Source organism: Polyangiaceae bacterium (assembly GCA_020633235.1).
Taxonomy (GTDB): Bacteria; Myxococcota_A; Polyangia; order Polyangiales; family Polyangiaceae; genus JACKEA01.
Genome location: JACKEA010000005.1, coordinates 533937 through 560422, shown reverse-complemented (window position 1 = coordinate 560422; position 26486 = coordinate 533937). Strand labels below are relative to the sequence as shown.

General features: G+C 68.4%; 21 protein-coding genes. 16 read left to right on the top strand and 5 right to left on the bottom strand.

The window, feature by feature from the left end; translation table 11 throughout:
* The first annotated feature begins 68 nt into the window (after positions 1 to 68).
* The 4 genes from H6717_28275 to hypB all read left to right on the top strand — a co-directional run bounded on the left by H6717_28275 (position 69) and on the right by hypB (position 2965).
* Positions 69 to 662 (top strand): hypothetical protein, encoded by a 594-nt coding sequence (locus tag H6717_28275; GenBank protein ID MCB9580960.1) that lies wholly within the window; start codon positions 69 to 71, stop codon positions 660 to 662.
* 92 nt (positions 663 to 754) lie between these two features.
* On the top strand, positions 755 to 1861 hold the full coding sequence (locus tag H6717_28270; GenBank protein MCB9580959.1) for a mechanosensitive ion channel family protein: 1107 nt from the start codon (positions 755 to 757) through the stop codon (positions 1859 to 1861).
* Positions 1862 to 1967: 106 nt separating this feature from the next.
* Positions 1968 to 2279: a hydrogenase maturation nickel metallochaperone HypA gene (locus tag H6717_28265; protein ID MCB9580958.1), complete on the top strand. Its 312-nt coding sequence runs from the start codon at positions 1968 to 1970 to the stop codon at positions 2277 to 2279.
* Positions 2279 to 2965, top strand: a complete 687-nt coding sequence (hypB, locus tag H6717_28260; protein MCB9580957.1) for a hydrogenase nickel incorporation protein HypB — start codon at positions 2279 to 2281, stop codon at positions 2963 to 2965. Before H6717_28265 ends, hypB begins: the two co-directional genes overlap by 1 nt.
* Here hypB and H6717_28255 read toward each other — a convergent pair.
* Both H6717_28255 and H6717_28250 read right to left on the bottom strand, forming a co-directional pair.
* The gene (locus H6717_28255; protein ID MCB9580956.1) at positions 2899 to 3663 is read right to left on the bottom strand and encodes an SGNH/GDSL hydrolase family protein; all 765 of its coding nucleotides are present in this window, start codon (positions 3661 to 3663) and stop codon (positions 2899 to 2901) included. The genes hypB and H6717_28255 overlap by 67 nt on opposite strands.
* Entirely contained in the window at positions 3639 to 4676 is a 1038-nt protein-coding gene (locus H6717_28250; protein ID MCB9580955.1) for an SUMF1/EgtB/PvdO family nonheme iron enzyme, read from the bottom strand. Before H6717_28250 ends, H6717_28255 begins: the two co-directional genes overlap by 25 nt.
* Between H6717_28250 and H6717_28245 the strand changes: the two genes are divergently transcribed.
* From H6717_28245 to H6717_28210, 8 genes are all read left to right on the top strand, one after another.
* Positions 4675 to 4863, top strand: coding sequence for a hypothetical protein (locus H6717_28245; GenBank protein MCB9580954.1), 189 nt, complete (start codon positions 4675 to 4677; stop codon positions 4861 to 4863). The two genes, H6717_28250 and H6717_28245, sit on opposite strands and share 2 nt — an antisense overlap.
* Positions 4864 to 5090: 227 nt before the next feature.
* Positions 5091 to 5612: an exonuclease gene (locus H6717_28240; protein MCB9580953.1), complete on the top strand. Its 522-nt coding sequence runs from the start codon at positions 5091 to 5093 to the stop codon at positions 5610 to 5612.
* 106 nt (positions 5613 to 5718) lie between these two features.
* A complete protein-coding gene (locus tag H6717_28235) occupies positions 5719 to 7827 on the top strand; it encodes a hypothetical protein (protein ID MCB9580952.1) in 2109 nt (702 codons plus the stop codon).
* A 68-nt stretch (positions 7828 to 7895) separates the two neighbouring features.
* Entirely contained in the window at positions 7896 to 8960 is a 1065-nt protein-coding gene (locus H6717_28230; GenBank protein ID MCB9580951.1) for an RICIN domain-containing protein, read from the top strand.
* 497 nt (positions 8961 to 9457) lie between these two features.
* Positions 9458 to 10513, top strand: coding sequence for an ABC transporter ATP-binding protein (locus tag H6717_28225; GenBank protein ID MCB9580950.1), 1056 nt, complete (start codon positions 9458 to 9460; stop codon positions 10511 to 10513).
* The gene (locus H6717_28220) at positions 10480 to 11742 is read left to right on the top strand and encodes an ABC transporter substrate-binding protein (protein MCB9580949.1); all 1263 of its coding nucleotides are present in this window, start codon (positions 10480 to 10482) and stop codon (positions 11740 to 11742) included. Before H6717_28225 ends, H6717_28220 begins: the two co-directional genes overlap by 34 nt.
* Positions 11742 to 12608, top strand: coding sequence for a sugar ABC transporter permease (locus H6717_28215; protein ID MCB9580948.1), 867 nt, complete (start codon positions 11742 to 11744; stop codon positions 12606 to 12608). The genes H6717_28220 and H6717_28215 overlap by 1 nt, the downstream gene beginning before the upstream one ends.
* Positions 12605 to 13441, top strand: a complete 837-nt coding sequence (locus H6717_28210; protein ID MCB9580947.1) for a carbohydrate ABC transporter permease — start codon at positions 12605 to 12607, stop codon at positions 13439 to 13441. The genes H6717_28215 and H6717_28210 overlap by 4 nt, the downstream gene beginning before the upstream one ends.
* A gap of 73 nt (positions 13442 to 13514) precedes the next feature.
* On the opposite strand, the gene H6717_28205 is transcribed toward H6717_28210, so the two are convergent.
* Positions 13515 to 13907 carry a hypothetical protein gene (locus H6717_28205; protein MCB9580946.1) on the bottom strand — a complete coding sequence of 131 codons (393 nt, stop codon included), beginning with the start codon at positions 13905 to 13907 and terminating at the stop codon, positions 13515 to 13517.
* A 907-nt stretch (positions 13908 to 14814) separates the two neighbouring features.
* Here H6717_28205 and H6717_28200 point away from each other — a divergent pair.
* Positions 14815 to 15558, top strand: coding sequence for a hypothetical protein (locus tag H6717_28200; protein ID MCB9580945.1), 744 nt, complete (start codon positions 14815 to 14817; stop codon positions 15556 to 15558).
* Positions 15559 to 15661: 103 nt separating this feature from the next.
* On the top strand, positions 15662 to 16087 hold the full coding sequence (locus tag H6717_28195) for a hypothetical protein (GenBank protein MCB9580944.1): 426 nt from the start codon (positions 15662 to 15664) through the stop codon (positions 16085 to 16087).
* A gap of 128 nt (positions 16088 to 16215) precedes the next feature.
* On the opposite strand, the gene H6717_28190 is transcribed toward H6717_28195, so the two are convergent.
* Positions 16216 to 16719, bottom strand: a complete 504-nt coding sequence (locus tag H6717_28190; GenBank protein MCB9580943.1) for a hypothetical protein — start codon at positions 16717 to 16719, stop codon at positions 16216 to 16218.
* An 88-nt stretch (positions 16720 to 16807) separates the two neighbouring features.
* Entirely contained in the window at positions 16808 to 21190 is a 4383-nt protein-coding gene (locus H6717_28185) for a CoA activase (GenBank protein ID MCB9580942.1), read from the bottom strand.
* A gap of 266 nt (positions 21191 to 21456) precedes the next feature.
* Here H6717_28185 and H6717_28180 point away from each other — a divergent pair, with 266 nt between their 5' ends.
* Positions 21457 to 23010 (top strand): right-handed parallel beta-helix repeat-containing protein, encoded by a 1554-nt coding sequence (locus H6717_28180; protein MCB9580941.1) that lies wholly within the window; start codon positions 21457 to 21459, stop codon positions 23008 to 23010.
* Positions 23011 to 23115: 105 nt separating this feature from the next.
* Positions 23116 to 26475: a protein kinase gene (locus H6717_28175; GenBank protein MCB9580940.1), complete on the top strand. Its 3360-nt coding sequence runs from the start codon at positions 23116 to 23118 to the stop codon at positions 26473 to 26475.
* Positions 26476 to 26486: the final 11 nt, after the last annotated feature.

Genomic DNA, 26486 nt, shown 5'->3' with positions numbered 1-26486 from the left:
GCCGAGACCCGGGGGGTGGCCCAGCGTCTTGCGCACGGCGGAAACGTGCTCAAATTGCCGCGCACCTCATGGCTCCCCACGACGCCCTGCGCGAGGCTCAACGCGCCGAGGAGCTCGAGCGCTGGCGCCTGCCGTTGATGTTCGGGGGGCTCTTGGCGTTGATCCTGATGTCGCGCTTCGACGCGACCCGCGCGCTGGCCGCAGGGCTCTTCACCTTTGGCTTCCCGGTCGTTGCGGCCGCAGTGGGCGCCCTCCGCTATCGGGAGTCGGACACGGGCCTTCGCTCGCTGGCCATCACCGCCGCGGCGCTCGGCGCCGTAGCCGCGGAGGCGGCTCTGGGCCGCGCCATCTTGACCGACAGTCCGCTGTTCGCCGCGTTGCCCGCGACGCTGCCCATCGCGCCGGCCCTGGGCGTCGCCGTGATCTTGGGCGCCGTGGCGCAGGCCGTGGCCAAGACCCGCGGCATGCGTTCGTTCTTGGCCGCGTGGCTGGGCATGGTGATGGTGTGGGGCCTGTACGTGCCGACGCACCGCGTGGGCGGGCACGATGCGCTCGACGCCATGCTCGGAGCCGCCATCGTGGCGCTGTTCGTCGGTGGAGGCGGAGGGCTGTTGGCCGGCTTCGTCGCCTCCTTGTTCGTGAAGCGACGCGACGCAGACTGACACGCCGGGGCAGAGTGCCGCGGCGTTTCCGCGGCGGACCAACAAAAACCAGCGAGAAACGGCCTGGCACGGTCGCTGCCACGGTCGGCGGCGTGAACCTTCTCGAATTCGAAATCTGGCACAACGACGGACGACACTGGCTGTACGCGGCGGCGGCCGCGGTGGGCGTGCTGCTGGTGGCGCGGCTGCTCAAGGGGCTCGTGCACCGGGGTCTCGAACGGCGGCACCGGGCGACGGCGCGGGCCATCGACGGAGCGTTGGCGGCGGTGCTCGACGGCACGCGGTGGTTTTCGTACCTGACGCTAGCGATCTGGATCGGCGCGAGCTTTCTCGAGCTCACCGCCGGCGCCGAGCGCGTGCTGAATCGCGGCGCGCTGATCGTCCTCTTGGTGCAGCTCGGGCTGTACGGGCAGATCGCCGTGCGGCGGGGGCTCGAGATCTGGCAGAGCCAAAAGCAAGAGGGCGCCAGCAGTCAGACGGCCACGGCGGCGATCGGCCTTCTGGCCCGTATCGCCATCTGGACGATGGTGCTGCTCACGGTGCTGTCGAGCCTGGGCATCGAGATCAGCGCGTTGGTCGCAGGCCTCGGCGTCGGCGGTGTGGCAGCGGCGCTGGCGGTGCAGAGCCTGCTGGGGGACGTGTTCGCCTCGCTCTCGATCTACGTGGATCGGCCCTTCGAGATCGGGGACTTCATCATCGTGGGGGACGACCGGGGCAGCGTGGAGCACATCGGCTGGCGCGCCACGCGCGTGCGCTCCCTGGGCGGCGAGCAGATCATCTTCGCCAACGGCGAGCTCATCAAGCAGCGCATCCACAACTACGGCCGCATGCAGGAGCGCCGCATCGACTTCCGCATCGGCATCGAATACGGCACGCCGGCGGACTTGGTCGAGAAGGTGCCCGGTGTCCTGAAGGAAGCCGTGGAGCAGCAGGAGGGCACCCGCTTCGATCGCGCCCATTTCAAGGAGTACGGGGACTCTGCCCTGGTGTTCGAGGTCGTCTACTACGTGCTCAGCCCGGACTACACGGAGTTCATGGACCGGCAGCAGGCCATCAACTTCGTGTTGCTGCGCCGCTTCGAGAAGCTCGGCATCTCCTTCGCCTTCCCCACGCGCACACTGCACCTGAAGACGGACGGCGCCGAGCGCACGGACAACGCCCGGCCCCCGCTCGAGACGCGCCTCGAGCAGAGCAACTGAGGCGGCAAGATTTGCCGCCGCGGGGGGTGGAGTTGGCAAAAGCTTCTGCGTCGCCCGTGCCGAGCGCGGGATTTCGCTCGGCACGCGGCCTGCAAAGCCGGGGGCGATGCACGAGGTCTCCATCGCCCAGGCCGTGCTCTCCCGCGTGGCGCGCGAGGCCGAAGCGCGGGGCGCCCGCGGCGTGCGCTCGGTGGATCTCGTGCTGGGGGAGCTGTCCGGGGTGGACGCGGAGCTCCTGGCGCGAGCCTTTGCGGCGTCGGAGCTCGAAGTGCGGATCCAAGAGGTCGCGGCGTCCTGGCGCTGCGCCGCCTGCGACGCGAGCGCCGCGGGCCCTCGTTGCGCGCGCTGCGGCGGTCCCGCGCGCTTGGCCACCGGCGGCGAGCTCTTGATCGAGCGCATCGAGCTGGAGGTGCCGTGATGTGCGAAAGCTGCGGCTGCGGCGTGGTCGAGCTGCACGAGCGAGTGCTGGCGGACAACGACGCTGCGGCGCTCCACAACCGAGCGCACTTCGACGCGGCAAAGGTGCGCTGCGTGAACTTGATGGGCTCGCCGGGATCCGGCAAGACGGCGCTTCTGGAAGCCACCGCGGGGCGGCGGCGCATCGCGGCCATCAGCGGAGATTTGGCCACCGACAACGACGCCGCGCGGCTGCGTGCCCGGGGCATACCGTCGGCGTCGATCACCACTGGCTCGGCCTGCCATCTGGACGCGACCATGGTGCACCACGCCCTCGATCACCTGCCCTGGCAGGAAGCGGAGATCCTGTTCGTGGAGAACGTGGGCAACCTGGTGTGCCCCGCGGTCTACGATCTGGGCCAGCACCTGAACGTGGTCGCGCTGTCCGTCACCGAGGGGGACGACAAGCCCTTGAAGTATCCGGTGATGTTCCGGGTGGCGGATCTGGTCGTGCTCACCAAGATCGATCTCTTGCCCGTGCTGCCGCAGGTATCGGTCGATCGCATCCGCGACGCCCTCGACCAGGTGATGCCGAGCCCGCGGATGATCGCCGTCTCCGCGCTCACCGGCGCGGAGATCGATCAGTGGCTGTCGGCTCTGGGGGCCAGCGCCCAAGGCTTTTCCGGCGTGGGCCTGCGTTCCCGCTGAAGCCACTCCACCACGCGCTTGGCCCACTCCGCGCGGGCGGGAATGGTCGGGTGGATGTGATCCGAGAGGCGCTTCATGCCCGGGTACACCTGGTTCGAGTCCATGATGCGGCAGGGCGCGGCGTTGTCGCGGATCACCGGCAAGAGGCCCGTGTCCCCCACTTCCCACAGCGGCGGCAGGATCCACACGCACGGCCGATCCCCGAGGGATTGGACCAGCTTTTGGATGGTCTTCGCCCGGATCGACGGATCTTGGATCTGCACCTCGTTGGTGCCCAGGGTGATGAGCACCAAGTCCGGGTTCGTCTGCGCCAGGTACAGCGGCAGCTCCTTGCTCCACGCCCAGGTGGGGATGAAGCTCGCGGTCTTGAAGTGCAGCACGCCGTGCACACCCTGAGCCTTCAGCGCCTTGTTGAGCTCGATGCCCAGGGCGCCGGCCATGGAGTCGCCGATGTGCAGCACCGTGGTGCCCTCCGGCAAGGGCAACGGAGCGCTGGCCTCCGCTTCCACGGCGGCGGCTTCCGGCGCGCTGGCTTCCGGCGTGGGCGTGCCCGCGTCAGCAACGACGGGCGGGGCTACGGGCGCGGGCACCGGTGGTGACGGCGGCGGCGGCGCGCTCTCGGGCGGAGGCGCGGAGGAAGCACACGCGGTGAAGAGCAACGCCGAAAGCCACTTCATGGACAGCACGTCGAGTTCCATCCCACACCCACGTCACGATTGGAGCAGCCCGCCTGCGCGCTGACGTGGTTGCGCTTGGCGTGGGTCCCCCCCACGTAGCGATAGGAGTGCGGCCGTCCCGGCTTGTTCTGCAGGCAGTCCGCGTCGAACTCGGGGCTCCGGCTGCGGGTCACGGGCGTGCTCTCGACCTCCGGCGCGGGCCCCCCCACCGGCTCCTTGAAGCTGCAGCCGTGCCCCGGCTTCTTCACGCGGCCCTCGGGACACTCGGGCTCCCCCTCCCGCGCGCAGCGCACGCCGTTCCAGCTCTCTTGCGCCGGGCAGCCCATGCTCTTCACGCCGAACTGGCAGCGGCTCTGATCTTCGGTACGACCGAAGGGACACTTCACGTCCTTCGGAGTGAGCGCGCAGCGGAAGCCCAAGTGCGAGCCCCATTTCTTCGGCCCGTAGCGATTGCGGAGCCGCGTGCTCATCCACTTCTCGAAGCGCCGGCTCCAGCTGCCTCCGCGGTAGCTCTTCACCTGGCTGTGCTCCGGCGGCCAGGGGAGCTCGCCGAACCAGTCGTCGACCCACTCCCACACGTTGCCGGTCATGTCATACAGGCCGAACGCGCCGGGATCGTACGAGCGCACCTTGCACGAGCCGCCGACGTGCTTCCAACACGTGCGGCCGTCGGGGCTCTCGTTGCCCCAGGAGTACGTGCGGTACTCACTGCCGCCCCGGGCCGCGAACTCCCACTCGCTCTCCAGCGGCAGGCGCTTGCCCTGGGCCTCGCAGTAGGCCTTCGACTGATACCAGGTGACGCAGTTGATGGGATGATCCCCGCGGTCGGGGTAACGCACGTTGCAAAAGCGGCGGTCGTTCTCCCCCGCCTCGCACTTGCCGCTCTTCACGCACGCCGCGTAGGCGTCCACCGTGACTTCCGTGATGTCCATGCAGAAGCCGGCCACCTCGGTCTCGAAGCGCGGGCGATCTTCCGGCGCCGCCTCCGGGGAGTCGCTCCCCATGTGGAACGGGCCGCCGGCGATCCACGCCATGCCTTCGGGGCAGTGCCCCACGCTGGCCGCGGGCGCGGACGTTTGGCTGCTCGCCGACGCCGCCGGACCCGCGGACGTTTGGCCGCTCGCCGACGCCGCCGGACCCGCGGACGTTTGGCCGCTCGCCGACGCCGCCGGACCCGCGGACGTTTGGCTCGCCGCCGGCGCGGACGTTTGGCCCGGGTGATCGGAGTGCTCGTCGCAGCCGGCGATGCTCACCAGCGCCACGAGGAGCCATTTCGAAACTCGTGTCAGCAACGGGACGGCCCATATACCGAATTCCGTGACTCGCGAGCGCGGCAGGACGCTAAGTGCTTGCCATTACGCGACTTTTTTCTTGAATGTCGCCTCGCCGCGGAACCTCGCGGCCCGACGCCCATGGCGCCCCACCCCCCGTCGTGGCTCGCTTCGGCCATGACGTACGTGATGGTCGACATCGAGGCCGACGGCCCGATCCCCGGTGACTACTCCATGGTCTGCTTTGGCGCCGTCGTGGTGGACGGAGACCTCTCGCGCACCTTCTACGGCAAGCTGCGACCCATCTCGGATCGCTTCGTCCCCGAGGCCCTGGCCGTGAGCGGCTTCTCGCGAGAAGAGACCCTCGCTTTCGCAGACCCAAGCGCGGAGATGCAGCGCTTTTCCGACTGGCTCGCCAAGGAGTGCCCGGGTCGGAAGATCTTCATCGCCGACAACAACGGCTTCGATTGGCAGTTCATCAACTGGTATTTCCACCACTTCCTCGGTGAAAACCCCTTCGGCTTCAGCTCTCAGAACCTGGGCTCGCTGTACAAGGGCCTGGTCAAGGACGTCACCAAGAACTTCAAGCACCTGCGGAAGACCGCCCACACCCACGACCCCGTGGACGACGCCCTGGGCAACGCGGAGGCGCTGCTCCACATGCGCCAAGAGATGGGCCTGTCCATGCCCCTCGACTGACGGTTTGTCGGGAATCCGCCGTCGCCCTGGTGCATTGTTCGAAATAGTGCGCGTGGCGGAGAGGGAAAAAGGTGGGCGTATGTGTGAGGGGCGACGCAGGTATCGAGTGCGAGAGGTGGTGTTGCTGCGCTTGGCGCTATTGGCGTTGGCGCTCTGCGTGCCATTGCTCGGCGGCTGTCTGGATACGAGCTCCGGCGACGACGCCGAGGGCCCGAAGATCATCGCCGGAGACTGGCCCATGGAGCGGCCCTCCAGCTCGCGCTTCGAGCCCGGCAAGCGACTCAGCGTGCTCGTGCAGAACGTGGACATCCCGCTGACGGACATCGTCCTGTACGTCAACGACGTCGCCCTGCTGAGCCCCCGGGTCCGTGTCGTGGAAGAGGGCGACGACCCCGACTCCAACGCCGATGACGTGATCGAGCTGTCCACGTTCCTGCCTCTGGCGCAGGCACGCGAGTATCTGATCGGCTTCGGTTCGGAGAACGCGCGCCGCACCGGGCAGCTGCCGATCACCATCTTCGTCCCCAACCGACGCATGCCGCGCGCCGAAGCCGCCCTGCGGCTCGAGGCGGGCGTGGCGGCCCTGACGGAGACCGTGGGCGCGGTATGGCTCGACGAGGATCCCGCCTACCGACAGTTCCTGCAGCAGACGGCGGGCAGCGACGGCATCGCTGCTCTCGGCGATCTGACCACGGCGGGAAAGAGCATCGCGGCGCTCGCCCGAGAGCAATACGACGCGCTCTCCGACGAGGACGAGCGAGCGCTACAGGCGTTGCTCTTCAACACCGAGCTCACCCGCTTCTTTCGCGAGATCGAACAACCCGTCAGCGCCAAGGTAATTGGCGACCTCGGCACCACCCAGCAGCCGCTCCTGACGCTGGCCGACCGCCTGAAACATCCGGTGCACCGCGTGTTCTACACGCTGGACTTCATGGCCATGGGTCTGCACGTGGCGGGCGACGCTCTCGACGTCATCAACCTCGCGGCGGCCCTCACCGGAGGCGGCGGGCTCACCGTTTCCGCCCCGGTCACGGTCGCCTTCGGGCTCATGAAGTTCGCCATCGACAGCTTCATTCCCACGGATCTGTTCGAGCTCGAGGCGCACGACCAAAAGCGTTTGTACGACAACCGCCGGGCCAAGTGGGTGTACTGGGGCACCTTCCGGCCGCAGTCGGGCCTGTCCAACATCGCCGGCGCCACGCTGGAGGCAGGGCTCTCGGCGTTGCTCCAGGGCCTGATCGAGAAGGGCGCCCTCGGGGACCGCGTGGCCTTGCTCTGGAAGCAGCTGAACAAGACCAGCAAGGCGCCGGAACAGCTGTTGAAGGAGATCTCCGACAACCTGCTCAACATGCTGCAGAAGATCGGCTCAGTGGCCGCCGGTAAGGGCATCGACAACGCCTTGCAGAAGTTGGCGGGCTCCACGGACGCGCTCCACGAAGCCAAGCTCCAGGTCAACATGGCCGCCTACACGCTGACGGCTGGTGATTTGATGTCACTGATCCCGGTCTTCGGTTTGGCGCTCAAGAGCACGACGTGGATCATCGACTTCGAGATCAGCGAGCCCATCGAGGCGGACGCCAGCTCCGCTCCCGACTTCATGAAGGACGTGACCGCAGGTCTGTACTACGCCGACGACGAGATCGGCGTCAGCGGCCCTGCCGCCTTCCCAGCAGGCGTGAAAGAAGGACCGCTCACGCTGATCAGCAACGCCTACCGCTGGCAGCAGAAGCCCCTGCTCATGGTCCTCAACCGGCCGGGCTACGAGAGCGTCTCCATCACCCACGGCCTGGTGGTGGAGGACGGCGACGTGTTCACGCAGCGCGACGACACCCTGATCACGACCGCCACGCCCTCCGGCGAGCTGGTGATCACCAAAGGGTCGAGCAAGGAGCGACCGGTACAGGTGACTCTCGCCAACATCTTCATCCAAATGTCCCAGGCCCCCACCGTCAGCTTGCTCGTGAACGGCGTGGCTCAGATCGACAGCTTGGAGCTGCCCCAGTCGGGAAAGCCGACGCCGCCCATCACGTTGATGCTCGCGCCCGGCGAGAACCAGCTCACCCTGGTGGGCGTGGCCTCGAGCGCCGGCGTCAATGGCTGCGCGACGACGCTCACCTTCCCGGATGCCATCAACACCATGCCCGAAAAACAGATCTACATCGCCGCCGGGGAGCAGCAGACGTTCCGCGTGTTCACGCCGCCCGCAGTGGAGTGACCGTCAGCGGTCAGCCCTGTTGATCGATGACAATTGCGGACCGCCGGCGCGGGCCCATCGTGTGAATCATGCAGCTCATCGACAGCGTGAGGGTGGCGCTGCTTCTGGCACCTGTCCTCGTGGTAGCCACCACGGGAGCGACGAGTGCTCCGCCCAACTTGCACATTCGCTTGGTGAACTCCGAGCTGTGCGTCGCCAAGAAGTTCAACCACACGAAGGACGGCAACCCGATCCAGCTGTGGAGCTGCAAGGTCAGCCCCAACGAGGACTGGATCTATGACGCCTCCGCCGGGACCATCGTGCTGGCGAGCGACAAGAGCAAGTGTCTGAGCACGAAGTACGCCCACACGAATGACGGCAACCCGGTCCATCTGTGGGCGTGCAAGGGCAAGGCGAACCAGCTCTGGAGCGTGGCGGAGACGCACGGCGGCGCCCTGCGGATCCGCCCCAAGGCCAACCCCGCCAAGTGTCTCAGCTACCCCAAGGGCAACGCCAAGGAAGGGGCCGCGCTCCAGTTGTGGAGCTGCAGCGACCCTCCGAACATTCGCTGGACTCACGCTTTGGTCACGGGCCCCCAGCGAGTGCTCGGCGACTCCTGCAAGGCGGACTCGGATTGCATCAGTGGAGACTGCTCGTGCGAAAACGGTTGGTGTAGCAACAACGCACCGAGACGTTGCCGCACGAAGGACGGCAAGGCCACCACCGGGGACTACTGCATCTTCGGCAGCGACTGCGCGAGCGGCAACTGCAAGAGCTCGGAGTGCATCATGCCGGGCGCGGATCTGGCCGTCGTGTTCGGTTATCCGCAGGTCAGCAACTCGCCCACCGCTCACACCGGACCGATCCACGACAAGATGGCTTACATGCTCGTCGAGGTGCAAACGACCAGGGACGTGACGAACGCCAAGCTGACGTGCACCCTCCGCGCCTCCAGCAGCACGGGCCCGAAGGCGACCGAAGAAACGAAGACGATCAACGTCAAGACCGGGAAAGCACAGCTCCACTCGTTCACGCTGAAGGTCCTGCCCAGGGCCACGTTCTATGCGTCGTGTCGACTCGAAGGACCAGCCGGCTCAGTGCCCGATCCCGACACCAGCAACAACACACGCGGGCGCATGATCTCCCCGCTCTGAACGCGCACTGCGGGAACCTAACTGACACCAGCAGCAATCGCCGTTCGAGCACGCGTGGCCCTGGTAGCTCGGACCACTTCGACGTGTAATGCCGCTTACATTTCCGGCGCAGCGGGCCGCGCCGGGGCTCGCGCCGGACCAACCAAATACACCCGCAATCCCGCGGTCTCACGGCTGTTGCTTGGACCTTTCGCGGGTTTCTCCTTAGAGTCTGTTGAGAGTTTCTGGATTGGGATTGACGACGAAATCCTGCCTCGCTGAGGATAATGCTTGACATGTGTTCAGGTCCTAGTAGGCTGCATGAATTGGAGGTTTGGCCTCCCGTCGCCGCGAAGCACGCGGAGACGCAAAACGCTTGTGGAGAGGGAAGCTCTGGCGAACCGTCGCTCGTGGTGGTCCGCGAAACTACCCTCGTCGAAGCAGGAAGGGCCTGTGCCCGACGCCCGAGAAGGGCGGTGTCGGCAGAAACTGTCAACACGCTTTAGAAACGAGCGCGGATGGCGTCTGCGATTTCGATCAAGGGGCTCACCCGGCACTTTCCGGATAGCGAAAAGCCCGCCGTCGATCAGGTGGATCTCGAGGTGGCGGCGGGAGAGATCGTGAGCTTGGTGGGGCCCAGCGGCTGCGGCAAGAGCACCACGCTGCGGCTGATCGCCGGGCTCGACGTGCCCGACGCCGGCAGCATTCGCATCGGCGAGCGCGATGTGGCCAAAGTGCCGCCGCAAGAGCGCGACGTGGCGATGGTGTTCCAGGGTTTCGCCCTGTACCCGCACATGAAGGTGCGCGACATCATGGCGTTCCCGCTCAAGATGCGGAAGGTGCCGGCGGCGGAGCGGGACAAGAGCGTGGCCGAGACGGCGGAGCTGCTCGGCATCGAAAAGCTCCTCGATCGCCGGCCGGCGCAGCTCTCCGGCGGCGAGCAACAGCGCGTGGCCATGGGACGCGCCATCGTGCGCAAGCCCGCGGTGTTCCTGTTCGACGAGCCGCTCTCGAACCTGGACGCGGCCCTGAGGGCGGAGCTTCGGGTGGAGCTCGGGAAGCTGCTGCGCCGGCTGGGCGTCACGGCGCTGTACGTGACCCACGACCAAGCCGAGGCCATGACGCTCTCGGATCGCATCGTGCTCTTGCGGGCCGGGCGCATCGAACAGATCGACAAGCCCCGAGACATCTATGAGCGACCCGAGACCGCGTTTGCCGCTGCGTTTTTCGGCAGCCCGCCGATGAACCTGCTCGAGGCGGACGCGAGCGACGGCCGCGCACGGGCCGGCAGCATCGAGCTCGACGCGCCGAGCGGAGCCGAGCTCTTGCTCGGCGTGCGCCCGGAGCACGTGCGCGTAGGCGCCGAGGCGAGCGGTAGCGTGCGCGCGGAGGGCAGCGTGACCGTGGTGGAGCTCCTGGGCGGCGAGAGCCACCTCGAGCTCGACGCCGGCGGCGTCACCGTGCGAGCGCGGGTCCCCGGCTTCGAGGCGCCCGCCGTGGGCAGCACCGTGCCCTTCGCCTTCGACGCGTCCGACGTCGTGTGGTTCGATCGCGGCACGGGGCGCGCACTGTGAAGCGCCGCACGTTCTTGCAAGCGTTGGCCCTCGCGGGGTGCGCGGACCGCCGCGTGCCGCCCGGACGCCAGGTCGCGAGCCTGTGGTTCACCTACGGCGGGCGGAATCGCAAGGTGCTCGAGTCCCTGGTGGATCGCTTCAACCAGACTCAGAGCGACTACTTCATTTCCGCGGTGTATCAGGGCGACTACTTCGAGGGCTTGGCCAAGCTGCGCACCGCCATCGCGGCGAAGGCAGCGCCGGCGCTCAGTCACGTGGTCGGCGAGGTGGTGCCGTATCTGGCGAGCGCGGGCGTGCTCGAGCACTTGGACGGCTATCCTGGTGCCAAGGAGCTCGGCGTGATCCCCGCCCTCGGCCAAGACGGCAGCTGGATCGGCGGCGGCGATCGCCCGCTGATGACCCTGCCCTTCAATCGCTCGACGCCCATCGCTTACATCAACGGGCCGCTGTTCGCGGAGCGCGGCCTGTCCGCCCCGAAGACCTGGACCGAGCTCCGAGAAACGGCTCGCGCTCTCTCGAACGACAAGCGCCACGGCTTCGGCTGTCCCATCGATTGGTGGTTCTGGACCGCCCTCACGGGTCAGGCCGGCGGTCGCGTAGTGGAGGCCGACGGCACCGTTTCCCTGGGCGGCGAAGCCGGCGTGGAGGCGCTGGAGCTGTGGAAGACGATGGTGGCCGAGCGCAGCATGAAGCCGCCGCCCGGCCGCGACTACAACGCCTGGGAGCAGACCAACCAGGACTACCTGGCCGGCCGCACGGCGATGATCTGGACGTCGACGGCGTTCTTGAAATACCTGGAGGACAACGCCCCCTTCAAGGTGGTCGCGGCGCCCCTGCCCGAGAAGAAGCAGCGGGCGGTGCCCACCGGCGGCACGCACTGGATCCTCCTGAAGGGCGCACCCGACGCGCAGAAGGCCGCGGCTTGGGCCTTCTTGCGCTTCATGCACGAGCCCGCGCAGGTGATCGCCTGGAGCACGCAAACGGGCTACATGCCGGTGACCCGCGCCGCCGTGAAGCAGCTCGAGGGCGAGGGCTACTATCAGAAGCACCCGAACGATCGCGTGGCCCTCGATCAGCTCGACGTGGCCATGCCGTGGCCGTGGTCGCCGGAGCTGTTCCGGGTGCAGCGCGAGATCGTACAACCCCGCTTGGAGAGCGCCGTGCTCGGCGGTGAGAGCGCCCAAGCCGTGATGCAGCGGGCCCGCGAGCTCGCCCGGGGGATGCGCTGATGCGACCGCGGCGGCCTCTGGATCCGTACTGGATGATGGCGCCCACGGCGCTGCTCCTCGCGCTGTTCTTCTTCTATCCGCTGCTGAACGCGGCGTACCTGTCGCTGTACCAGTGGGACCTCTTGACGCCGCCGAAGTATGTCGGCCTCGACAACTACGCCGCGCTGTCCCAGAGCGGCGAGCTGATGCACGCCTTCACCACGACGCTGGCCTTCAGCGTGGTGGTGGTGGTCGGCTCCATGGTGCTCGGCCTCGGCATGGCGCTGGCGCTCAATCGCCCGGGGCCCTTCGCCGCCTTCGTGCGGGGCGCGGTGTTCAGCGCCTACGTCGTGAGCTGGGTCAGCGTGGCGCTCCTCTTCTTGTGGGTGCTCGACGCCGACGCCGGCATCTTTTCCGCGGCGCTCCGCGGTCTCGGGCTGCCCACCAAGAACTGGCTCGGCGACCCGCACGTGGCGCTGTACACCCTGGCCGGCGTCACCATCTGGAAGATCGCCGGGTACTCCATGGTGCTGTTCGTGGCGGGCTTGCAGGACATTCCCGGCTCTCTTTACGAGGCCGCCGCGCTGGACGGCGCCGGCCGCGTGCAGCGCTTCGTGAACGTCACCTGGCCTCTCTTGCGACCGACCACGGCCTTCGTGGGCACCACCAGCCTGATCGTGAGCTTCCAGGTGTTCGACGTCGTGCGCGTGATGACGCAAGGCGGCCCGGTGCGCTCCACCACGGTGTTCGTGTACGCCATCTACGAGCAGGTGTTCTTGAACCTGCGCGTGGGCCGCGCCAACGCCCTCGTGGTCGTGTTCTTCGGCCTGCTCTTGGTGCTCACGGTGCTGCAGCTCTTGGCCTGGCGCCGAAAGGGGGCCGCATGAGGGCGCATTCCCGGAGCGCAGGTGCAGCGAGCCCGATCTGGATCAACACGCTGCTGGCGTTGGTCGCCCTGGTGTGGCTCCTGCCCTACGCCTGGATGCTCTCCACCAGCTTCAAGACGCTGCCGGAGATCGTGCGCGCGCCGACGGCTCCCCTGCCCTCGGGCCTGTCGCTGGAAGCGTACTCCGCCGTGCTCGAGTCCATGCCCCTGGCGCGCTACTTCTGGAACACGACGGTGATGGCACTGGCCATCAGCGCGCTGCAGATCGCGGTCGCGCTCCCCGCGGGCTACGCCCTGGCCAAGCTCAACTTCAAGGGGCGCGGTCTCGCCTTCGGCCTGGTGGTCGCCACGCTGCTCATCCCCGCCCAGGTCCGCTTCGTCCCGGTCTTCAGCATGCTCGCCAAGATGGGTCTGGTGAACACCATGGCGGGCTTGGTGCTGCCCTTCGGCGTCAGCGCCTTCGGCACGTTCCTGGTGCGTCAGGCGCTGCTCAGCGTGCCCGACTCGCTCATCGAAGCCGCGCGCATGGACGGCGCCAGCGAGCTTCGCATCGTGTTCGGTCTGCTCGCGCCACTGCTCAAGCCCACGCTGGTGAGCTTCTTCCTGTTCTCCTTCGTGTTCCACTGGAACGACTACTTCTGGCCGCTGGTGATGACGACGGATGACGCCGTGCGCACGCTGCCCCTGGGCATTGCGCTCCTGCGCGAGCAAGGCACCGGCGTCCGCTGGCACATCGTGATGGCCGGCAACGTGCTACTCAGCGCGCCGGCCCTGGCGGTGTTCGCCGTCGCTCAAAAGCACCTGCTCCGCGCCGTCACCTCCCGCGCCCGGTAACATTTTCTTGTTGGTTCGCCGCGGAACCACGCGGCGAACCAACCCCGACGGATGCGTCCCAGGGCACGTCCGCTCAGATGCTTCCGGGGCACGAAGGCACTGAGGTGCACGCACCGTCGCAGATGGTGCCGGAGATCTTGGCGGCCAAGTCATCGCACGTTTCGCTTGGGATCACCTTGGTTGCGCAGTTGCAGATCGCCGCCCCTGTGGAGGTGCCAGTGCCCGCGTAGCAGCAAATGTCGGCGCCGTTCGCTGGGTACTTGCACTCGGTCGAGTTTGCGTCGGGTCGAGGCGGGTTGTCGCAGTTGCAGACTCGGTCGTCACTGGAGTCGATCCAGCACTTCTGCCCGGACGCGCCAGCGCCGCCGGACGAGCCACTGGAACCAGCCGAGCCGCTGGATCCGCCGGTGCCGGAGTCTGCGGAGCCGCCGCCGCCGTCGTCACTCCCGCATGCGATCGCGACCAATGCGCCACTCAGCATGCAAACCCATCCCCACGCCTGCACTCGGTTCAACACATGCCACCTCCCACCTGAATCCCGAAGCCTCGAAGACCCGTTGTGTCGCAGCCGGCCACGTTGCGAGCTGCGGTCGCAGCATACGTCTAGAGCGCTCTACGAAGCCAGGACTTGTCGCAGGTCCGGGTCTTCCTCGCGTCCGCCAACGAGCTCATTGCTCACCACAGCCGGTTCTGGGAGGAGTCGTGCCGGCCAAAGGGTCAGCCATTGCTCCCCACAACCACGTTCCCGAGCATCGTTGTGGCGAGTAGCGTTCGGCTCGGCAAGCTCGCGCCCACTGCGGGCTTCGTCCCACCGGCGCCGCCGGTGCTGCCCGCGTGCATGTACGACCGCGTTCCGCCGCCGCCGCCCGAGGCCGACTCGAAGGACTCGAAGGACGAAGCCTGCGACCACGGCCACCCACTCATCGATGCCGCGCTGGAGCCCTCCCCGGAGCCCAGGCCGCTCACCAAGCCCCCGACTCATTGTTCCGGCTACCCCTGGCGCGAGCTGCTCCGCCGCACGTTCCAGGTCGATCTCGAGCGCTGCGCACTGCGGCTCCCGCCTCGTGCTTCGCGCACTGATCGCCGCCGCCGAGAGCGTCGCGCGCTTCCTCCGCAACATCGGCGAACACCCGAACCCGCCGCCCATCGCGCCCGCGCGGGCACCGCCGTTGTTCCGCATGCCCGCTCTGCGCCGCTCCGCCGCCGAGCTCTTCGCCGGCACCAGCTGCGCGGGCGCCGAGGTGTGCGCGCTCTCTCGCCAGCTGGCTTCAAGCCGTGCCCGCGTCGTGCCGGCAACCCCCAAACAATCACATCCTGTGCAATCCCACCGCCGCCCATACCCAATCAACCCGGGGATTTGTTAGGCTGCGCGAATGCGACGCGTATTCTCTGGAGTGGTAGGGCTTTCTCTGTTTTTGGCGCTCGGGGCCGCGCCCGTCGGCGCGCAGCCGAAGCTGGCCCCGAAGCCCACGGCCAAGCTCAAGCTGGCCGGCAAGCTGACGACGGCTCAGGTGACGGTGGTGCGAGTCGGCTTGGCGCGGAAGCTGCCGCGCACCCCAACGGTAGCCCAGCTCAAGCTGCTCCAGCTGACCGCGAGCCATTTCGCGAACAGGCGCAAGGCCGATGCCCTAGCGGCGTACGGAAAGTTTCTCGCCACCACGAAGCAAAAGCCGCTGAGCAGCGTCGAGCACGGCGACGTGCAGCGCTGGGTGGCGCGCCAAGCCGTGTTGGTGAAAGCGCCGGCGCTGGATGGCGCGGCGTACGAGTTGGGGATGGCGGAGCTCCTGAGCCGGGTGTACGCGCTTCGCAAGGTCGCGCTGCTCGAGGCTTACAAGTCCGCGCCGGCCGAGGGTGAGACCGAGGTGGATTGGGCCGTGCTCCAATCAGTCCATGTGGACTCATCCAAGAACAAGAAGCTGGACCGGAACGGCATGGGAAACACCATCACGGAAACCGAGAGCCAGAGCGAGAAGGCCAAATCTCGGCGCGATCAGGCGGCAGAAGCCTTCTCTGCGTACGACGAGAAGGTCAAGCAGGTGTCGGCGATGCTCGCCGACATCCTGCGCTCGATGCAGGGGATGGCGAAGAACTCCTCGGTGGATGACCGCTTCCCGTAGCGCCGGCGACGGGACCCGGCGGCGCGTCGGCGCGCGCGACGGAGTTGCCGCGCCACACGCGATTGCACGGTTCTCGCAAACGATCGTGGTAGATTTGGGCGGCATGCTCGAAGCGGCCATCACCAAGCGAACGCGCGTTTCCTTCATTGGTCTCTTCGCCTTGGCTGTCTTCACGGCCGGGTGCCAGGGCGGAGGCAGGGACCAGCAACACGCGGCGCAGGCGAAGGAGGAGTTCTCGAAGGCGAACAGCTGTCCCGCGCCGAGCGTCACCGTCGAGACGCGGCACGATCTCAGTGCCTACGATCTGCAGGTGACGCCCCCTGCGCCGCCGGCGGAGGTCGCAGCCGATCCCGCGCGGCTCGCCGAGTGGAAGCGCCGCCAGGACGAATCGAGGAAGGGCTACGAAAACATGACGGTGCAGCTCGCGAGCGGTTGCGGGCACACCGTGTACTACACGTGCTCGCCCGCGACCTCGACGAACGACCAGCAAGTCATCGCCTGCTCCGTGGCTCAGCACCCGCCGAAGTAACGCAGCGGTCCTGGCGGTGCGCCGTCGCTCACGAGCACCTGCTCCGCGCCGTCAGCTCCCCCCCCGGTAGCATCTTCTTGTTGGCCCGCCGCGGAACCACGCGGACCAACCTCGCCGCGTCGTCGCGCTCACTCGCTGTGCAGGATCAGATCGTGGGTCTTCACGATGTAGTGCAACTCGCACGCCACCCAGGCGCGGTCGTCCACGTCTTGCCAATCCCGCTCGGAGCGTTTGACATGTGTGGCATGCGCACTGACGCCGTCCGCCAGATTCACCGTCACCCGGCCGAACCCTGGGTCGTTCTGGAGGTTGAAGGCGAGGTTCTGGAGCGATTCGATGTGGTAGACCTCGTCGAGCTCTCGAAAGCTGAACGTGATGTAGGTGTCGTCACGTAGAGCGTGACGGACCGCTTCCTGGATTGGCGCCACCTCCTCCGCTGCAAGCCAACGCGTGACCACTTGGTCGCCGTCGCGCGCAGCTTCGAAGATGCGGTCGACGTCGTTCCCTTTCTTGAAGATGATCTCGCGGAGACGACGCGCATGACCGTCCCGCACCAGACGCTCGATGGCTGCCGTCCGGTCCTCTTCGTTGCTGAAGTAGCGGCTCAATCCCAGGTCCATGACGAGAGACATGCGCGCAACGATACCATGCCCACGTGCATCCCAGATCCACCGCCGGCGCTCGGCGAACACTTGTAGCGAGCATTAGCGGTGCCCGACCCTACTCGGCGGTCATCGAGCAGTCGCTCGCCAAAGAGGGCCCTGAGCGGCTCTCGCCCTGAAGGACACGCAAGCGTCGCTTCTGCCGGAGCGGCTCGGGGGCGATGCGCTGGGTTCGGCGCCGGACGCCTTCCTTCACCTCGAAGGCGAAGCCATCGAGCACCGCCGAATCCACTGGATCGCCGTTCACCGAGAGGGTGAGCGTCGGAAGTCCCTCGCGCTCGGTGACGTGGAAGAACTGCGCCTCGGCGATCTTGTTGGGCATGCACTCGAGAGGTCCGGTGCTGACCACGCCGTCGATGTGGCCCTCGTGCCACTCGAGCACCGGTCCGCCCACCGTGAGCACGGCTTCGCCGGAAAGGTCTTCACGCACGTAGGGCTTCGCCGCGTCCAAGATCTGCCGGACGCTGGTGCGCTCCGGCCAGCCCAAGATGCGACCGGCGGCGGCGTGGCTTTGCTCCAGGATCCGGCTCTGAGCCCAGGACGACAGGCGCGCGGGGAGGCTCGCCTTGGCGCCCTTCGAGGTGAAGACGTGATCCGTGTACTCGAGCCACTCCGTGAAGGGAGCGAAGCGGACGCCGATGCCGCGCTGCTCCAGCTTCTCGATCACGAAGTCGTTCGCGAACGGATCGCAGCGCACGTAGATCTCACCCACCATCAGCACCGTAGGCGGCGCCGGGCGGACGCGCACCCGCCGAAGCTCCGTTGCTGCGCGCTCCAGGATGTCCCGGCAGCCGAAGAGCTGACCCGAGACGACCTGCCAAAACGCCGCTCCGACACCGAGGTCGCCGCTTCCCGCTTGCTCCAGCCGCTGCAAGAGCTCGTGGCGGTAGCGCGCGAAGATGGCGTTCGCCGCGCCGGGCTCGGCTTCCCGCGGCCGAGCGTCCAAGAGGGCCGCCTCCAGCACGTCGTGGGCAGCGAAGCCGGTCATGACCAGCGCCGAGAAGCCCGCAGGGATCCCGGCAAAGTAGTCGTTGTCCGCCGGGGACCAGATGCGGACGCGGTCGCTCGCGCCGAGGCGTTCGAGCACGATGCGGTGGAGCATGTTGTACACGCCGAAGCGACACGGTCCGTCGGCCGTGGGCATGAAGAAGGCGAAGCGCTGACGCTCGTCGGGCTCGCTCTCCACCCGCTGCAGCAGGCTGCCCAGGGTGATGGTCATCGGCGAGCACTCCTTGCCCGAGGTGTGGCGGCGGCCGATCCGCAGCGCCTCGCGGTCGGGCATGGGCAGCGTCTCGGCGTCCACGCCGGCGCCCCGCAAGCACGCTGCCAGGGCCTCGGCCCCCTCGCCCATGCGCGGGATCAGCAACCGTTCACGCCGTGCCTGGATGTCCCCGAGGGAGTGCGGCTGCCGCGCCACGCGCGTGAGATCATTCTCGACCCCCGCTCCTTCCTGGCGCTCGAGGTCTTCGCGCACGCAGTGCAAGAACGCCTCGATGCGTGTCTTGGTTCCGGCGTCACCGGAGTGGCCGTCGGTCTCGATCACCGCGAAGGGCTTGCCGGCCATGGTGTACGAGAAGAAGTGCAGGTTGAAGCTGTCCGGCCCGCACGAGTAGTTGCTGCACCAGATGGCGTAGAGCCCGGGCGTACGCCGGACCTGATGGGCGGCACGTAGGTTGCGCTGGCCGTGGCCCCAATACACGCCGGTGAAGGTCGGCACGTCGTCCCCCACCTCGTAGCAGTCGATGGGGATGGCCAAGGCGCCTTGCTCGCGCAGGAGCGGCGGGACGTTGGAGTTCAGCACGCCGTTGTAGACGGTGTAGGGCCGACCCAAGACGACCACGGGCAGGATCTCGTGTTCGTGGCAGAACTCGAGGGCGCGCCGGCCGAGCTCGAGGCACTGTCGATCGAAGCGCGCTTGCTCGCGCTTCGCGCGCTGGTAGGCGCCGAGCCACGACAAGCCGGGCACACCGAGGGCTTCGGCCACGCGCTGACAGCTGCGCAAGAACTCCTTCGATTCATAACCTTCGGGGCCGAAGTCGACCACGGGCGAGAGCAACCGCTTGCCGCGCTCCTCTCCGAGGTCGAGGCGCAGCACGTCCGGGCTGCCCTGCACCACCGGACAGGCCACCGCGTGCGGCTCGTGCGTGACGTGCTGCATCTCCCGCAGCATGGGCGCGAACACGAAGTCCACGTCGCGATCCGCCATGCTGCTCACGAGCCCGTGGTAGAGCTGCATCGGTGCGCACCAGGGCACGTTCGCTTCTTCGATGCCCCGCTTGAGCGACTTCGCGCCGGAGCTCGGCTGGTACACGACGTCGAAACCGAGCTCGAACAGGAACGTCGCGAAGAACGGGAACACGCTCTTGAGCTGGAACTCGTCGGTGACGGCGATCTTGGGGTTGCCGCGCGCTTCGCTCACGCGAGCCACGATGGCCGAGACCAGCGCTTCCCGTTCCCGGAACGGGTCCGGTGTCCGATCCGGCAGCTTCTTCTTCCCCGTCCCGCGGTCCCATAGGGAGCAGCTCCCGCCCCAGGTGTAGCGACCGAGCTTGCCCTCCACGCGGGTGCCCACGCGATCGATGCGACAACGGTTTCCGGGCTCGCCGCAGCCCTTCTTGCTCTGACAGATGAACGTGTCACGCCGAACGACCTCGGCCGACAGCAACCGCTCGGGGTCGACGCCCTGCCCGACGTCCACGCCCATGGCCTTGTGCGCCAAAAGGGCGATCCCGAGAGCCCCCACGGTCCCTGGATTGGGGGGCACGATCACTCGGCTGCCGGTCTCGTGGGCCACCGCGGCGGCCAGTGCGTCCGACGCGAAGGGCATCCCCTGACAGAACACCACCTGCCCCACGGAGCGCGCACCCTTCACGCGATTCAGGTAGTTCTGGACCACCGAGCCGTAGATGCCGGCAACCACCGACGCCGTGTCCACACCCGCAGCGACGGCCTCGTCGATGATCTCGGCCATGAACACCGAGCAGTGCTGCCCGAGGGAAACTCCGGCGTCCGCGGCCAGCGCCTGCTGGCCGAGCTCGGCCACGCTGCGCACACCGCCGATCTTCCGTCCCTGCTCTTCGATGAAGGATCCCGTGCCGGCGCTGCACGCCTCGTTCATGGCGGCGTCCACCACGCGCCCTTCGGAGAGGCGGATGTACTTGGCGTCCTGGCCGCCGATCTCGAAGATGGTGTCGACGCTCGAGTCGTAGAATAGCGCCCCTTCGGCGTGTGCCGCGATCTCGTTCAGGACGTACACTCGCTCCGTCCCGTAGCAGTTCGAAAGCAGGGACCCGACGATCTCCCGGCCGCTTCCGGTCGCGCCGAAGGCTACTAGGTCGTGCCCGCGCACCGGGGATTCGGTGAGCATTCGCATCAGCGTTTGGGCCGCACCCACGGGATCGCCGTTGGTGTTGATGTAGCCTTCCCACAGCACCTGCCGGTTCACGGAATCCAGAGCAACGGCCTTGGAGCCGGTGGAGCCGATGTCGAAGCCGACGATCACGCGGCGACGACCGTCGATCTCGCTGGGCAGCTCCGGACGCTCCATGCGCGTGACGTTCGAGAGCTGACTGGAAAGGGCCGGCAGGCGGTCGAAGCGCGCGTGCACCGCGGGCGCCATGAGCTGCCGTCGTGGCGGCACGGCTTGGGGGCGTTCCGCGGCCACCAGCGCGGCGCCCAGAGCATCGACGAACACGGCGTCGTCCCCCGCGGTGGGCGTGAGGCTCATGCCATGTCGCTCCAAGAAGCGAGCGAAGTTGTCCCGTACCCGGCGCGAGCGCGCGACGCCGCCAATCAGCGCCACCCGCCGGGGAGACACGGCGGGCTTGATCAGGACTTGCACGTTCTGGCACACGGCGTCGTAGAGACCGGCCACGATGCGATCCCGCGCTTCGCCCTTGTTGGCCAGATGGGTCATGTCGGTCTTCAGGATCACCGGGCAGCGACCGGACAGAACGGCCGGATCCGTAACGCCTTCGGCCATCTCGCTGGCGGCTTCGATCTCCAGCCCGAAGCGCTCCACCAGCTGCCGCAGGAAGTTGCCGGTGCCCTGGGAGCAACGCGAGTTCTCGCGAAACACTTCCGCTCCGCTCGGCCTGAGCTCCAGCACCGAGAACCCATGGGCGCCGATGCTCACCACGGTGGCTTCGCCGTCACCGAGCAGGAAGCGCGCTCCCGCAGCTTGGGCTCGCTTGGTCGGAACCGCGGGCAGCGCCAGCACGCCGCTGGCTCGACCCACGACGCTGGCGCCGGAGAGATCGTCCCAGCCAAAGTCGGCAAGCACATCGAGCACCGCGCGACCGGGTTCCTTGTCGTGCTCCACGCTGACACGACGCGACCACACGAACGCGTCGCCGTCGCGGGTCAGCTCGACCACCTTCACCGTTTCCGCACCCACGTCGATGCCGACGAAGCGCGCGCCCCTCGCTGTGCGTTCTGCCATGACGCCGCCAGGGTAACGTCATCGACTGACGCTGACGTCAGCAGCTTGTGCGACGCCGCAACGCGTCTTGATCGTCGTCACTCGGCTCACGAAGATCCGAACATTTGCGGCCGCCCGGAGCAGCGACGCCTGCGGCGGCTGCGGTCCTCGGGAGCCACTGGAGAATGCGGTCGTCAGTGGCGGAACCGCGGCGAACCAACCCCCAGGAGACGATCCGCGCAGGCTTGGTAAGGCCCACGCCAGCGGCGCTCGGCTAGGCTCGGAGTATGCGAGGACGGAGCGTTGGCGTCTTGGGAGCGGTCCTGGTGCTGGCCCTGGGGGCGGGCTGCGGCGGAGACGACGGGAGCGGCGGATCCGGCGGGGGATCCGGGTCTGGAGCTGCCAGCGGTAGCGGCGGCGGAAGCGGTAGCGGCGGCGGCGGCGGAAGCGGATCGGGCGGCGTGGCCGGTGACGGCGGCGGCGGCGGAACCGGCGGCGCCGCGGGGAGCGGCGGAGGCGGAACGGGCGGTGCTGCGGGGAGCGGCGGCACTGCGGGTAGCGGCGGAACGGGCGGCGCGCCGCCCACGGTGTGCAACGGCGATTGCCACTTCGTGCGCGCCGGCGCCACGGGCTCCGGCGACGGCAGCGACTGGGACAACGCCCTCACGGACATACCGAGCAAGCTCACCCGCGGGCATACCTACTTCGTGGCCGCCGGCGACTACGGCTCGGTGAGCTTCGACGACGCCGCGTCCGGCGGCCAGCTCATCCACGTGGTGCGCGCCACGGCCGCGGATCATGGCACCGACACTGGCTGGGACGCGAGCTACGCGAGCGGCGAGGCCAAGTTCGGGACCCTGCAGTTCAAGACCTCGGACTGGGACTTCGACGGTCGCAATGCCACCCGCGCCGTGGGCAGCTTCAAGAGCACCGTGGTCGACATTGGCGGCAACAACGTGACCTTCGCCAACGTGGACGTGGACGGCGCCTTCGCCAAGAGCGGCGGCAAGCACAGCGCCGGAGCGTGCACCGGCATGAGCTCCACGGGGGACGGCGTCTCCGTGATCGGCTGCAAGATCCACGACGCCGCCGACGACGGCGTGAGCATTACCAGCTCCAAGAACGTCAAGTTCCACGGCAACTCGATCTACGCGCTGCACGGCTGCGGAACCGACGGCGGCTGCGGTCCCTGTTACAACGGCCACAGCGACGGCTTCGAGATCTACGCCCTGAAGGACAGCGAGTTCATCGGCAACTTCGCTTACGACATGACCAGCACCTCCGCCTTCTTCTTCGGCAACTGGGCGGATAGCCTGGGCGCCGGCGCTGCGGACTACTGCCAGAACATCTTGCTCGCAAACAACATCCTGTACAGCTACGACACCGGCTTCGTCGCCTACATCGAGGACGCCAACGGCGTGCAGCTGGTGAACAACGTGCTGTGGGGACAGAAGCAAGGCGCCTACGGTGGGCTCTCCGTGGGCAAGCACGTGAAGGACCTGAACCTGGTCAACAACGTGATCCTCAGCATCAACTTCGCCCACATCGGCGGCAGCTACAACGCGGCGGAGCACCACGGGGACTACAACTTCTTCGGCACCTCCCTGGGTCAGTGGACGGACGGCGCGCACGACCTGGTGGGCGGCGATCCGGGCTTCTCCCAGATCCCGGGGCAGAGCGGCGCCAAGGTGTCGAACCCCACCCCGGACATGTTCACGCCCAAGGCCGGCAGCCCGCTCTTGAACGCAGGCACGGGCTCGAACGGGGCGGTCACGATTCCGACCACGGACTTCTTCGGCAAGCCGCGCGATAGCTCACCCAACATCGGCGCCATCGAGTAGCTTCCGGGCCCGACGGCGGCGCACGATGCGCTGACCGAGCCACCACACCGGCGCGCTCCCATCCAGCTCGTCCAACCCCCAAGCCAAACGCGGTAGTCTTGGGGTGTGATCCCGCTCGGCCCCTTCGAGCTCGAGGAGCCCGTCGCTCGCGGTGGCATGGGCGAGGTGTGGCGGGGCCGGACGACGCGCGGGCACAAGCCCGTGGCAGTGAAGGTGATCCGCGTGGCGTCGGCGCAGGACTCGGTGTTCTCGAGGTACTTCCAGAACGAGGTGCGGGCGGTCGCGGCCCTCGACCACGACAACGTGATCCGCGTCTTCGACTACGGGCACGTCTCGGAAGCCACGGCGGCGCGCTCACGGCGGCTGGAGGCGGGCAGCCCGTACCTGGTGATGGAGTGGATCAGCGGCGGGAGCCTGCTGGAGCGCGCCCCGCTCGCGAGCTGGACGGAGATCCGTCGAGCGCTCGGAGCGCTGCTAAGAGCGCTCGGGCACGCCCACGCGCGCGGCGTGCTGCACCGGGACGTGAAGCCCAACAACGTGCTGCTCCCCACGGGCGACCTCGAAGATCTCCGACTCGCGGACTTCGGCATCGCGCGGGCGCCGGGACTCTCGAGCGTGGCGGTGCCCACCGGCGGCACCCGCGCCTACATGGCGCCGGAGCAGCTCGTCGGACACTTGCGAGAAGAGGGACCGTGGACGGATCTCTATGCCGTCGGCTGCGTGGCGCTGAAGCTACTCCGGGGTCAGGTGCGCCTCGGTCATCGGCCCGCGCCGGCGCGAGTGCCGGCGGTACCCGCGGGGCTTCCGGCTTGGATCGCGAAGCTGGTGGAGACCAATCCGGCGATGCGCTTCCGACGCGCTGCCGATGCTCTCGCCGCCCTCCAAGAGCTGGGTGACGCGAAGGGCACCGAAGCCGAGCTGACGGCGGCGGTGGGGTTGGAGACGTTGATCCCGAGCGGCGTGGCGCTCTTGGAAGAGCTCGAGGTGACGGTGCCGGCCACCCGCACCGAGGTGAGCGTGGTGGAACAGCTGCTGCGGGCCGCTGGCGCCCGAACCGAGCTGCCCGCCGCCGTGGAGCTTCCGATCCCGCCCTGGCGCGCGGTGGATCCCCCGCCCCGACCGCGGGAGATCGACGACGTGGGGCTCGGGCTCTACGGCATGCGCCCGGTTCCCCTCGCGGGGCGCGAGGCGGAGCGAGATACGCTGTGGCAGGCCCTCGCGGACGTGCACGCCGCACGCGCGCCGCGGGCGGTGGTGCTGCGCGGCGCCGCCGGCACCGGCAAGAGCCGGCTGTGCGAGTGGTTGTGCCAGCTGGGTCACGAAACGGGCGTGATGACGCCCATCGGCGCCCGCGGTGACCTCGGGCACAAGCTCCGGGCCCACCTGCGCTGTCTGGATCTGTCGCGCGCGGATCTCGTCGCCCGCATGGAGCTCTTGTGCGCGCGCTATCAGGAGCCGGATCCGGACGCGCTGAGCGAGGTGCTGTCACCCTCCGATGGCAGCGTCGTGTTTCGCTCGCCGGCGGAGCGCCACGCCGCGGCTGCGCGCATCGTCGCCTGGGAGTGTCGTGAACGGCCGGTGGTGCTGTGGCTCGACGACGTGCACGAGGACGTGGACGCCCTCGGCTTCGCCGAGCACCTCGTGAACCGCAGCGGATTGCCGGTGTTGGTGCTGCTCACGCTGCGCGACGAAGCGCTCGCGGAGCGTCCCGTGGAAGCCGAGCTCTTGGAGCGCGTGCTGCACGCGCCGGAAACGTGCACCCTCGCGGTGCCGCCCCTGCCGGAGAGCGAATGGCCCGCGTTGGTCCGCGGGCTCTTGGGGCTCTCCGGTGATCTGGCTCTGGAGGTGGAGCGTCGCTCCGCCGGGAACCCGCTGTTCTTGGTCCAGCTGGTGGGGGCGTGGATCCGCCGGGGAGAGCTGGTCGCCGACGGCGGTCGCCTCGCCCTCGCCGCCGGCGCCCACGTGGACATCCCGGAAGATCTGCGCAGCATCTGGGATCGCCACCTGGACGAGGTGCTGGCCGGGCGAGGCCCCGACGACGCGCCGGCCCTGGAGCTCCTGGCGGTGCTGGGTGAGCACGTGGAGCTGTCCGAGTGGCACGCAGCGCTGCGCGAGCGCGGACTTGCCGCCAGCGGCGGCCTCATGGACGCGCTCCTCGCGCGCAAGCTCCTGACGGCGGATCCCCGCGCGCCGGATCGCGTCACCTTCGTGCACGGCATGCTGCGGGAGAGCCTCGAGCTCCGCGCGCGGGATGCCGGACGTCTCGCCGAGCACCACGCGGCCTGCGCGCGCCTGCTCGAGCCCCAGGGGCTGCCCGAGCGCGTCGGACACCATTGGCTCGGCGCCGACGACTTCGAGCGCGCCTTCCCTGCCCTGCTCGCCGGAGCCTGGCGCTTCATCCAGCGCGGCGACTTCCGCGCGGCGTTGCTGTGTGCCTTGGACGCCACCCGCGCGGCCCGCGCCCCGGCCCAGGAGGCGGAAGTCTGGGTCACGCGAGCGCGCATCGCGCAGATGCAGGGCGACTACGCCGGCGCGAGCGCTTGGGCAGCCCGCGCCGAGACCGCGGCCCGCGCCCTGAGCGACGAGCGCGTCTTGACCCGCGCCCTGCTCGAAGGGGGGAACTCCGAGCGCACTCGTGGGGACATGACCCGCGCTGCCGCGCTGCTCGAGGAAGCCGCCACGCGGGCCAGCGCCTTGGCGGACGACGAGCTCGTGGGACGCGCCGAGAACCTCGCGGCCTACGTGTGCATCCAGCGCGGTCAGAGCGAAGCCGGAGTCGTCCACGCCCAAACGGGTCTCGCCGCCTACGGTCGCGCCGGGCTGCCGCTGGACGAAGCGCGCTGCCATCTGACCCTGAGCGACGCCGTGAAACAAGTCGGCCGCCTGGACGACGCGCGCGCTCATGCCGAGGCCGCCCTCCGTCGCTTCGCCGATCACGGCGACCGCTGGGGTCAGGCCAGCTGTCACAACGTGCTCGGCGACATCGCGCGCCTCGATGGTGATCTGGCCCGCGCCGAGCGGCACTACCGCGAGGCCCTCGAACGCTTCGCGACGATCGGCACTGGGACGCAGGTGCTGCCGCGCTTGAACTTGGCGCAAGTGTTGGTGCTGCGCCGCGATCACACGGCCGCCGGCCCTCTGCTGAAGAGCTGCGCCCAAGAGCTCGAAGCGCAGGGCCGCCGTCCCTGGCTCGCATTGGTGCGCCTTTCGGAGCTGCCGCTCCTCGGTCACGCCCGCGATTGGCCGGCCTGGGATCGCACCCTGGCGGACGCCGAGGCGCTGCTCTCGGAGACGCAGCTGGTGGACGTCGATCTGCCGCTGATGGCCGGCTTTGCCGCCGACGAAGCCCGAGCCGCGGGGCACGCCGACGGCGCGCGGAAGCTCTACGCCCTGGCCGGCGCGCAGTGGCTGGCGCTCGGACGTGAAGATCGCGCCCGCGAGGTCGCGGCCCGCGCCGAGGCGTGACGGGCATCGCG